General features: G+C 65.5%; 10 protein-coding genes and 1 pseudogene. 8 read left to right on the forward strand and 3 right to left on the reverse strand.

The features are described from left to right. Positions 1-109, reverse strand: a pseudogene (locus D579_RS15155) (IS5/IS1182 family transposase); the annotation flags it as partial. Between the two features lie 241 nt (positions 110-350). Between D579_RS15155 and phoU the strand changes: the two are divergent. The 4 genes from phoU to D579_RS0113975 all read left to right on the forward strand — a co-directional run bounded on the left by phoU (position 351) and on the right by D579_RS0113975 (position 3452). Continuing rightward, positions 351-1073 carry a phosphate signaling complex protein PhoU gene (gene phoU, locus D579_RS0113960; protein ID WP_018145414.1) on the forward strand — a complete coding sequence of 241 codons (723 nt, stop codon included), beginning with the start codon at positions 351-353 and terminating at the stop codon, positions 1071-1073. Positions 1074-1172: 99 nt separating this feature from the next. Then, a complete protein-coding gene (locus D579_RS0113965) occupies positions 1173-1778 on the forward strand; it encodes a DsrE family protein (protein ID WP_026289546.1) in 606 nt (201 codons plus the stop codon). Between the two features lie 373 nt (positions 1779-2151). Further along, the gene (locus D579_RS0113970; RefSeq protein WP_018145412.1) at positions 2152-2589 is read left to right on the forward strand and encodes a glutathione S-transferase N-terminal domain-containing protein; all 438 of its coding nucleotides are present in this window, start codon (positions 2152-2154) and stop codon (positions 2587-2589) included. Positions 2590-2618: 29 nt separating this feature from the next. Then, entirely contained in the window at positions 2619-3452 is an 834-nt protein-coding gene (locus D579_RS0113975; RefSeq protein ID WP_018952379.1) for an amidohydrolase family protein, read from the forward strand. 660 nt (positions 3453-4112) lie between these two features. Here D579_RS0113975 and D579_RS0113980 read toward each other — a convergent pair. Then, positions 4113-6023, reverse strand: coding sequence for a methyl-accepting chemotaxis protein (locus D579_RS0113980; protein ID WP_018952380.1), 1911 nt, complete (start codon positions 6021-6023; stop codon positions 4113-4115). Positions 6024-6184: 161 nt separating this feature from the next. After that, positions 6185-7693, reverse strand: a complete 1509-nt coding sequence (locus tag D579_RS0113985; protein ID WP_018952381.1) for a DASS family sodium-coupled anion symporter — start codon at positions 7691-7693, stop codon at positions 6185-6187. A 161-nt stretch (positions 7694-7854) separates the two neighbouring features. On the opposite strand from D579_RS0113985, the gene D579_RS0113990 reads away from it, so the two are divergent. From D579_RS0113990 to D579_RS0114005, 4 genes are all read left to right on the forward strand, one after another. Then, complete coding sequence (locus tag D579_RS0113990; protein ID WP_018145408.1) at positions 7855-8436, forward strand: superoxide dismutase; 582 nt, start codon at positions 7855-7857, stop codon at positions 8434-8436. 103 nt (positions 8437-8539) lie between these two features. Then, the gene (locus tag D579_RS0113995; protein WP_018938045.1) at positions 8540-9736 is read left to right on the forward strand and encodes an acetylornithine transaminase; all 1197 of its coding nucleotides are present in this window, start codon (positions 8540-8542) and stop codon (positions 9734-9736) included. After that, complete coding sequence (gene argF, locus D579_RS0114000) at positions 9733-10650, forward strand: ornithine carbamoyltransferase (protein WP_018145406.1); 918 nt, start codon at positions 9733-9735, stop codon at positions 10648-10650. Before D579_RS0113995 ends, argF begins: the two co-directional genes overlap by 4 nt. 415 nt (positions 10651-11065) lie before the next feature. Beyond that, on the forward strand, positions 11066-11262 hold a 197-nt coding region (locus D579_RS0114005), incomplete at its 3' end, for a transposase (protein ID WP_018952382.1).

The following is an 11262-nucleotide window of genomic DNA, read 5'->3' on the forward strand; positions in this document are numbered from 1 at the left end:
CCAGCGCCGCCCAGGGCGTGATCGCATCGATCTCCCCCAGAAAGCGGTCGCGCCGCGTCTGCTTGCGCTTGGCGGAGTACTCGAGATCGGAAAAGCTGCGCTGGGACATCGGCCATCACCTCGGGCAGGAAACCTGGCGCCATTATCCCAAACCCGCCAGGCGGGCGGGACCCACGGCGGATTAAATCAGTGTTTCCTTAGAGGTCGGGGCTCGGCCGCTTTTGCCCGCTGCCAGCGTTGCGGCTCCCTTGTGCAGAGTCACTGCACGGCAGTCACCGCGCCTTGTCAGCGGGCAAAACCGACTCGAGCGCGGACGCGTACATTCATCAGTGTCTCCCTAGGAAAACACCATGGACAAGAGCTTCTTCAAGCAACACATCTCGCAGCAGTTCAACGCCGAGCTGGAAGACATCATCAAGCAGGTGATGGCCATGGGCGGTCTGGTCGAGCAGCAGCTCGCCGATGCCGTCCACGCGATGGTCGAGGGCGATGCCGAACTTGCCGAGAAGGTCATGACCTCCGACTACGAGGTCAACGCCAAGGAGGTCGAGATCGACGAGGAGTGCACCCACATTCTCGCCCGGCGCCAGCCGACCGCCTCCGACCTGCGGCTGGTGATCGCGGTCATCAAGACCATCACCGACCTGGAACGCATGGGCGACGAGGCCGAGCGGGTCGGCCGCATGGGCCTGCACCTGCTGGATGAAGACCGCAACAGCGCCCCGATGTCGGATATCGCCAGCATGGGCGAACATGTCCGCGAGATGACCCGCGGGGCCCTGGATGCCTTCGCCCGTATGGACGTGGAACAGGCCGTGCGCGTCGCCCAGCTCGATATCCAGATTGACAGCCTGTACGAAACCGTCACCCACAAACTGATGCGGCAGATGACCGCCGCCCCGGACTCCGTCCCGCGCCTGATGGACATCGTCTGGGCCACCCGCTCCCTGGAACGTATCGGCGACCGCGCGCGCAACATCTGCGAATACGTCGTCTATTTCGTCAAGGGCAAGGACGTGCGCCACACCAGCTACGAGCAAATGGCCGAACAGGCCACCGGGGACCGCCACTGACCCCGGCGACTCGACTCTGCCCGCGCGCGGGAGCCCCAATTCGCATGCCCCCGTGCGCGGATGTTTGCGTCGTTCAGCGATCCCCGTTTGAATGGGGCCATGTGGATTACCCGCTCACGCCCTCTACCATTTCCGCTTCCCGCCTGGCTGTTCGTGGGCGGCCTCATTGCCATGCTGGCCATGCCCCGCCTGCACGCGGGCCCCGTGACCTCCTCTGACCCGCTGCCCCCGGGCGAACCCTCCGCGGCCGTCCTCGAACTCCTGGAACGCGACAAGCTTCCCGAAGGCGTGGTCTTCGAGATCATCGAGAACGACCGCGCAGCGCTATCCGCGCTTCTTCCCGAGATTCGGGCCAGTGTCACCCGCCTGCGCGAACGCGACCCCGACTACCCGGTGGCCGTCGTCTCCCACGGTGCGGAACAATTCACCCTGACGCGTAGCGAGGCGACGCAGCACCCCAGCCTGCACGACGAGGTGGAGGCCCTGGTCCGCGACGAAGGGGTGAACGTGGCAGTCTGCGGCACCTTTGCCGACTGGCGCGGCCTGGACGCGGAGGCATTTGCCGACTTCGTCGAGGTCGCCGACCGCGCCCCGGACCGCCTCGATGACTATCGCGAACTGGGCTTCGAAGTGATCCGCCTGCGCCCGTCGCTACTCGACGCGCCCCCGGAAGACCCTTGGGAGTTCGACTTCGGCACCCCCTGAGCTTGCCGATTCACAAAGATACGCCCCACGAAGACGCAAAGACGGTCGAGAGCCTGTAACCATGGAGGTCGTAGTGGTTCTACCTGTAAGCGGCGCAACGCAGGATCGGGGAACCTGGGGTGCAAACCCCGCAAGTTATTGAAAGTAGGGGATCGGCCGCCCGTTGTTATCAAAAAGGGGCGCGCGCACAGCGTTGCGGCTCCCTTGTGCAGAATGACTGCACGGCAGTCACCGCGCCTTGTCCGCACGCAAAAGCGACTCGAGCGCGAACGCGTTCATTGATCAGTGTTTCCCTAAGGTTTGAGGGTGGAACTAACGCCTCCATCGCTCGAGATGCTGTAACGGTGTCGGGCTCCTGTGGCATCCTTTCGCCATGAGATTCCTGATTCGCACCTTCTTCCGTGGCGTCCGCCTGATTCTGACCCCGTTCATGCTGATCGGTGAGCGCGTCTCGCGCCCACGCGGCATCGAACGGGACCCGGCCGACCAAGCCCGAATCGACGAACAGACGCAACGCCTTGCCCTGTATCATTTCCCGGCGTGCCCGTTCTGCATCAAGGCCCGCCGCGCGATGCAGCGGCTGTCGCTGGATATCGAACTGCGCAACGCCCAGGCCACCGGCCCCTGGCGCGAGGAACTGCAGAACGAGGGCGGCCGCCTGCAGGTGCCCTGCCTGCGAATCGAGGAAGAAGACGGCTCGGTGCGCTGGCTGTACGAATCCGATGCCATCATCCGCTACCTGCGCGAGCGCTTCGATCCGGCACAGACGACCGATCCGACCCCTGCGCCCAACAGTCCGCCGCGTTCCTGATGTCGAATTGGCTTCCGAAGGGTCTGTCCATGCACCATCGCCTCCACCGTTCCCTGCTCGGCGCCACGCTCGGGCTGGCCCTGCCCTTCACCGTCGCCAGCGCCGAGCCGCCGATCTTCGATGCCCACCTGCACTATCGCCCGGCGGTGGCCGAAACCTTTGGCATCAGCGACGTGGGCCGCACCCTGGCCTCCAATGACGTGCGCAGCGCCATCGTCATGTCGACCGAAGGCGGCTTGATTCGTCGCCTGCAAGCGGGCTCGGATACCCGCATCGTGCCGTTTCTGGAAGTCTCCCACCGCCTGGGCAAGAAGATGGACTGGATGCACGTCGAGGACCTGGGCGCCCGCATTGCCGACATGCTGGACGAATCCGACGTGGCCTGGCGCGGGCTGGGCGAGTTTCACATCCAGGCAGACGACCGCTTCGGACCCGGCTTCGAACAGTTGCTGGACCTGGCCGTCGCCCGCGATCTGACCATCATGATCCACGGCGACCCGGCCGTGATCGATCATGCCTACGCCACCCACCCCGAGGTGCGCATCCTCTGGGCCCACGCCGGCAGCTACGCCTACCCGCCCCTGGTGCAGGACTACCTCGAGCGCCACCCGCGCATGAACATGGACCTGTCCATGCGCAACCCGCGCATCAACCCCGGTGGTCAGATCGACGACGACTGGTTCGAGCTGTTCCTCACCCATCCGGATCGCTTCATGATCGGCGTGGACACCTTCACCACCACGCGCTGGGAACAGTACACCCACCTGAAAGACGAGACCCGCGCCTGGCTCGACCAGCTACCCGACAATGTCGCCCGTGCCATTGCCTTCGAAAACGGCGAACGCCTCTTTCCCGCTCCGTAAGGGCCTGTATTCACCACGAAGGCCACAAGGCACGACGACGAGCAAAAGGCCTGAACCACAGAGGTCACAGAGAACGGCAAGGACAGTGACAAAGGATCACGATCGGATTGTGATCTGACGTCGCACGGGCATCATCCGACCTTTTCCGTCCCAGCCCTTCCCCCAGTCCTCTGTGTCCTCCGTGGTCCAATCGCCCTCCTGATGAGCAACGATCGTCAGCCAGTGGCGGGGCCCATTTGGGGATGTGCATGGCCCGCCCCGGGCCACTTTGATCCAGGCCTTCCTGGGAGTGTCACCCTCCCGGGGCGCTTACCCCTGCCCTGTCATCCCGGTCGGAGCTCACCCTGATTGTGATCCCAGTCGTACCGTCATCCCGGCCGTAGCGCAGCGCAGAGCCGGGATCTCCACACGCCGTTCTAGCCCCAACGTACGGGTCACTCATACCGTGGAGATCCCGGATAACCGCTGCGCGGTTTCCGGGAGGACGATGTAGGAGGCGCCTGGAGACCCGGGCCCGCACGGGCCTTGAGCCTGGCTGACGCTCGTTGCTAATCAGGATCGCCCTTGACCTGGCTTCTTCGTCTGCCCTTTTCCCCACACGCATGAAAAAGTCCGCGCTCCCCGAACAGGGAGGCGGGCTCGATACCATCGGGTCGAGTATCAGACCTTGAACTGACCCACCCGCTCCTGCTGCTGGGACGCGAGCTTGGACAGCTCCTCCGAGGCATTGCGGATCTGCTCGGAGCCCGCCGCGGTCTGGTCCAGCACCTCGGTGATGTTGGCCACGTTGCGGTTGATCTCCTCGGCCACGGTGGACTGCTCCTCGGCAGCGCTGGCGATCTGCGTGTTCATGTCGCTGATGCGGGTCACCGACTGGGTGATCGCGTTGAGCGATTCGCCGGCGAGGTTCACCTGCTCGACACTCTCGTGGGCCTTGGAACGCCCATCTTCCATCGCCTGCACCGCCTCGCGCGTACCGCTCTGGACCCGCTCGATCATCTGCTGGATCTCGTGCGTCGAATCCTGCGTCCGGCTGGCCAGGGTGCGCACCTCGTCGGCCACCACGGCGAAGCCGCGGCCCTGCTCGCCAGCGCGGGCCGCCTCGATCGCGGCATTCAGCGCCAGCAGGTTGGTCTGGTCGGCAATGTCGCCGATCACCTCGAGGACCTTGTTGATCTGCTCGGCATCCTGCGACAGGCGGGTGACCACCTCGGCCGCATTATCGACCTGCCTGGACAGGCCGTTGATCGCGGTGACCGTCTTCTGCACCACCTGCTGACCGGCCACGGCGTCCTGGTCCGTAGCCTGGGCGGCCGCCGCCGCATCCGCGGCATTGCGGGCGACTTCCTGCACGGTGGCGGTCATCTCGTTCATCGCGGTGGCGACCTGGTCGGTCTCCGCCTTCTGGCGGCGCACCTGCTCGTTGGTTTCCTCGCTGGTCGCGGACAGCTCGTTGGACGCCGCAGCGACCTGATCGGAACCCGCCGCCACTTGCTGAATCAACACGCGAATCTTCTCGACAAAGCGGTTGAACACCACCGCCAGATCGCCCAGCTCGTTCCGGCCGGACACCTCCAGCTGGCGCGTCAGGTCACCCTCGCCACTGGCGATGTCGTCCAGACGCTCCACCGTCTGGCACAGCGGGCGCACGATGCTGCGGGTCAGGAACCAGGCCAGCAGCACGCCCAGAACCACCGCAATCACGCCGACCATGACCACCGTACCGGTGGCGTTGCGAGTCATGGTCACGTAGGCGCTGCGGTCCACCATCAGTTCCAGCACACCCACCGCATCGCCGGAGAAATCGCGCACCGGCCGGGCGATCACCGCCATCGGCTCGCCCTGGTAGGTCACGTTGCGCACCAGACGCTCGCCCTGGAGCACTTCGCGCATCTCGGCCGCATTGAAGGTCGCTTCGCCTTCGATGGTCCCGCCAAAGCGGTTGAACCGACCCTCATCGCGCAGGTAGAGCGCGACCGGTGCACCCAACTCCTCGGTGAACTGCTCGAAGAAAGGGTCGCCGAAGGACAGCCCGAACTCCACCGAACCCACGTGCTCTCCGTTGTGAGCAATGGGGACCACGCCGCGGATACCCAGGCCGGCCACGCCCTCTTCCAGGCCCGAGATCGGGGCGCGGCGGTCGTTGGTGTCGACGACCGTCTGGCGAAAACCGGACAGGTCATCGCCATAACGATCCGGGCGATGCACGCGCAGGAAGGAGGTCGCCGGCGGCGTGTGGAACTGATACTGGCGCACGCCGTAATCGGCGTTCAGGGACTCGAAACTCGGCACCGTCAGTGCGGCCAACCGATCACGATCCCCATTGGCCATGGCCTCCTGCACATCCGGGATACGCGCCACGGTCTCCGCCATCGCGGTCGCGCGCGCCGACTCCTGGTCCAGCCGATCCAGCAACTGGCCAGCCAAGTCGTTCAGCTCCCGCTGCTCCGCCCTGTCCGCCATCGTACCCAGGGCATTCATCACCACGACCAGGGTCAGCACCACGGCCAGGACCACCACGCCGATGATGCCCACCATGAGCCGTACGCCAATTCGAATATTGTTGAACATGTCGGTGCGTCCTTCGGTCTGCCGGTCAGCGCCAGCTCGCAAAATAATGGGCCGTTCGTCCTCCCTAGCGGCGGCGAATCCTAGAACTTGAGCATGGAAGGCTTTTCATCCCCACAAGAACGTCGGGGACACGGCAATCACAGAACGAATCCGCGCCGCGGCTACACCAGCAGGGCCTCGGCGAAGACGTAGACCGCCAGGCTGATCAGCACCAGCGCCACCACGGAAAGCAGTGCCCCTCCCCGCACCATGTCCAGCACCTGCAGGCGGTTGCTGGCGAACACGATGGCATTCGGCGGGGTCGCCACCGGCAGCATGAAGGCCACGGAAGCGGCAAAGGCGACGGGGAGTGCCAGCATCAGGACCGGCACGTCCATGCTCAGCGCAAACGCGGTGACCAGGGGTAGCAGCGTCGCGGCCGTGGCCGTATTGCTGGTTACGTGGCTCAGCGTCATGGTCAGCAACACCACCCCGGCCATGATCAGGATCAGCGGCCAGGTCTGCGCGATCACCAGGGCATCGGCCGCCAGCTCCGCCAGACCACTGGACTCGATGGCCGCCCCCAGGCTCAGGCCGCCTCCGACCAGCAGCAGCACGCCCCAGGGCAGTTCGCGGGTGTTGTCCCAGGCCAACAACCTGCGCTGCTCCATGGAACCCGAGGGGATCAGGAACAACAAGCCGGCACCCAGGATCGCAATGCCGGCATCGGTCAGCGAGATGGGCAACCACCCCTCCAGCAGCGGCCGTGTCAGCCAGGCGAGCGCGACCAGCACGAACACCGCTGCCACCCGCTTCTCTGCGGTCGACCAGCGCCCGACCGTGGCGCGCTGCTCGTCCAGCAGGGCGCGCAGGCCGTTCAGTTCGACCCGGTGTACCGGGAACACCCAGCGCGTCAGCAGCCACCACGCGAGGGCCAGGAGGATCGCCGCCAACGGCAGGCCCAGGGTCATCCACTCCAGAAACCCGATCTCCATCCCGTGGCGATCCCCGAGATAGGCCGCGGTCAGGGCGTTCGGCGGCGATCCGATAATGGTCGCCATGCCCCCGATGTTCGCGGCAAAGGCGATCCCCAGCAACAATGCCAGGGCCGGGCGCCGCGACTCCGCAGTCGCCCCCGGACCCCGTGGCGATGCACCACGTTCGATCAGGCCCAGCACCGACAGGGCGATCGGCAGCATCAGCGCCGCGGTCGCGGTATTGCTGACCCACATGGACAACCCGGCCGTGGCCAGCATGAAGGCCCCCACCAGGGCGTGCAGACGATTCCCGGAACGGGCCACGATCGCCAGCGCCATGCGCCGGTGCAAATCCCAGCGCTGCACCGCCAAGGCGATCGCAAAGCCGCCCATGAACAGGAAGATGATCGGGTTCGCGTAGGGCGCGGTCGCGTTCTCCATCGAGGTGATGTCGAGGACCGGGAGGATCGCGATCGGCAGTAGCGCCGTGACCGGCAGCGGCAACGCCTCGCTGATCCACCAGGTCGCCATGAACAGCGTCAGCCCAAGCACCCACCACGCCGCCGGATCGAACCCCGTCGGCGCCGGCACCAGCAGGAACAGCACGAAGATCGCCGGGCCCAGGATCAGGCCGATCCGGGCCCGCCAGTCCACCGTCGAGCCCTTCGCCACCGCCGCTTCGCCTTCCTGCCCCGTCTCGTCAGTATCCGCCATGCGCCTCGTCTTGTGGGAAATCCGCCGGGGTGAAAACCAACCGGCATCATCGGAAATTGCATCGCCCGGGCAACGTGACTATCGTTGTCCTGTTAAGCAGCGCTCCCGGTTCGGGTGCGCCGCCGCCTCAGTTTCTCACGACACCGTACAAGGAGTCTTTCATGGCCTACGAACTGCCCGATCTGCCCTACGCCAAGAACGCGCTGGAGCCGCACATCTCCGCCGAGACGCTGGAATACCATCACGACAAGCACCACGCGACCTACGTGACCAAGCTGAACGGCCTGTTGCCGGGTTCCGAGTTCGAAAATGCCTCGCTGGAAGACATCATCAAGAAGGCCCCGGCCGGCGGCATCTTCAACAACGGCGCCCAGGTCTGGAACCACACCTTCTACTTCAACTGCATGGCCCCGAACGCCGGCGGCGAACCCTCCGGCAAGCTCGCGGACGCGATCAACAGCGCCTTCGGTTCGTTCGATGCCTTCAAGGAGAAGTTCAACGAATCCGCCGTCGGCAACTTCGGTTCCGGCTGGACCTGGCTGGTGCAGAACAGTGATGGCTCGGTGGAGATCGTCAACACCTCCAACGCCGCCAACCCGCTGCGCGACGGCAAGACCCCGCTGCTGACCTGCGATGTCTGGGAACACGCCTACTACATCGACTATCGCAACGCGCGCCCGAAGTACCTCGAGAACTTCTGGGCCGTGGTCAACTGGGACTTTGCTGCCCAGCAGATGAAGTAAACCCCAAAGGGTTTATATACTAGGCGCCTTTGGCCGCATGATGCGGCTGCGCCTTTCATCGAGCCGGCGGTCCTCCGCCGGCTCTTTGGTTTCGGAGAACCCAATGAACGACGCCCTGCAGAACACCTACAAGCGCCTGCCCGTCGCCTTTGAACGCGGCGAAGGCGCCTGGCTGTGGGACACCGACGGCAAGCGCTATCTGGATGCCCTGTCCGGCATTGCCGTGTGCGGTCTCGGACATGCCCACCCCAAGGTGGCACAGGCCATCTGCGACCAGGCCAGCACGCTGGTGCATACCTCCAACCTGTACCGCATCCCGCTGCAGGAACAGCTGGCCCGGCGTCTGTGCAAGCTGGCCGGCATGGACCGCGCGTTCTTCTGCAACTCCGGAGCCGAGGCCAACGAAGCGGCGATCAAGCTCGCCCGCCTGCACGGCCGCGCCCGGGGCATCGCCGAGCCCAAGATTGTGGTGATGGAGGGCAGCTTCCACGGCCGCACCCTGGCCACGCTGTCCGCTACCGGAAACCCCAAGGTGCGGGCCGGGTTCGAACCGCTGGTCTCGGGCTTCGTGCATGTCCCGCACGGCGACTTCGATGCGGTGGAGGCCCTGGCCGAAGACCCCGACGTGGTCGCAATCCTGGTCGAGCCGGTCACCGGCGAAGGCGGGATCCATGTCCCGCCCCCTGGCTACCTGCGGCGCCTGCGCGAGCTGGCCGACCGCAAGGACTGGCTGCTGATGCTGGACGAGATCCAGGCGGGCATCGGGCGCACCGGATACTGGTTCGCCTTCCAGCACGAGGGCATCACGCCGGACGTGGTCAGCCTGGCCAAGGGTCTCGGCAACGGCATCCCCATTGGCGCCAATCTGGTCGCCGGTGCGGCGCGAGAGCTGTTCAGTCCCGGCATGCATGGCACCACCTTCGGCGGCAACCCGCTGGTGTGCCGGGCGGCGCTGGCCGTGCTCGACGTCATGCAGGACGAGGCCCTGTGCGAACAGGCCGCCCGCCAGGGCGAATTCCTGCTGGGTCGCCTGCGCGACCGCCTGAGCGACCATCCGGGCGTGGTCGCCGTGCGCGGCCGCGGCCTGATGATCGGCGTCGAGCTGGACCGCCCGGCGGGCGAGCTGGTGATGGCCGCCCTGGAACGCGGCCTGATCCTGAACGTGACGGCGGACCGCGTGATCCGCCTGCTGCCGCCGCTCATCATCGACGATGAGCAGGTGGAACAGATCGCCGCCACCGTAGCCGACCTGGTGGATGCCTTCCTGTCATCCTCTGTCCCCAAGGAGGTCTCTGCATGAACCCTCGCCATTACCTCTCGTTCCTCGATCTCTCCGGGGATGAAACCCGTGCCCTGCTGCAACGGGCGATCGAGCTCAAGCAGCAGCTGAAGTCGGGCGGACACCACGACGACCTGCTGCGCGGCAAGACGCTCGGCATGATCTTCGAGAAGTCCTCCACCCGCACCCGGGTATCGTTCGAGGTAGGCATGCAGCAGCTCGGCGGCAACGCCCTGTTCCTGTCCCCGCGCGACACCCAGCTGGGCCGCGGCGAGCCGATCGAAGACACCGCCCGCGTACTCTCGCGCATGGTCGACTGCGTGATGATCCGCACCTACGAGCACGAGAAGATCGAACTGTTCGCCAAGCACTCCTCGGTCCCGGTGATCAACGGCCTGACCGATCTGGAGCACCCGGCGCAGCTGCTCGCCGACCTGCAGACCTACGTCGAGCACCGCGGCGACATCCGCGGCAAGCGCGTGGCCTGGATCGGCGACGGCAACAACATGTGCCACAGCTACATGTACGCCGCCCGCCAGCTGGACTTCCAGCTGGTCGCCGCCTGTCCGGAAGGCTACGACCCGGAGCCCAGCGTGGTCGAAACCACGCAGGAACACTTCGAGCTGACGCGCGACGCACGTGCCGCGGCCGAGGGTGCGGATCTGGTCGTCACCGATGTCTGGGCGAGCATGGGCCAGGAGCAGGAAAAGAGCGCGCGGCGCCGGGCCTTCTCCGGCTTCTTCGTCGATGCCGACCTGATGCGGCTCGCCAACGACGACGCCCTGTTCATGCACTGCCTGCCGGCGCACCGCGAGGAAGAGGTCTCCACGGATGTCCTGGAAGGCCCGCAAAGCGTCGTCTGGGACGAGGCCGAGAACCGCCTGCACGCCCAGAAGGCCCTGCTCGAATTCCTGATCACCCTCAACGCCAGCTAGCGTTCTTCGCGTCCCCTTTTATCCATCACGAAGCACACGAAGATCCGAAGGGCACAGAGGACACAGAGCAGATCCAGGGTAGAAAAATCGCCTGATTGGCGACGAGAGTCAGCCAGTCACGGGGATCGTCCGGGGACGTAAATGGCCCGTCGCAAGTCGCTCTAATCCGGGCCGTCTGGGAACGTCACCCTCCCCGGCCCTGGCCCCTGCACTGTCATCCCGGCCGGAGCGAAGCGAAGAGCCGGGATCTCCCCCTTCGGGGCAACCCCAGCCGCCGAGATCCCGGATAACCGCTACGCGGTTTCCGGGATGACGCGCACCGCTGCCCTCCCGTAGTCGTAGTGTCGCCTTCCCGTAAATTCGGTCCATTGAAAACTGGAGGTCTCCGGGCACACTAGAGCCAAAGGAGGCCGAGATGCGCAAGAGTCGGTTTACGGAGAGTCAGATTGTTCAGACGCTGAAGCAGGTCGAAGGCGGCCGGAAGGTGAAGGACGTCTGTCGGGAGATCGGGGTCTCTGAGGCGACCTACTACCAGTGGAAGTCGAAGTACGGTGGCATGGAGGCTGCGGACGTCCGACGGCTGAAGGAGCTGGAGGACGAGAACAACCGGCT

It is taken from the genome of Thioalkalivibrio sp. AKL12, assembly GCF_000377925.1.
Classification (GTDB): Bacteria; Pseudomonadota; Gammaproteobacteria; order Ectothiorhodospirales; family Ectothiorhodospiraceae; genus Thioalkalivibrio; species Thioalkalivibrio versutus.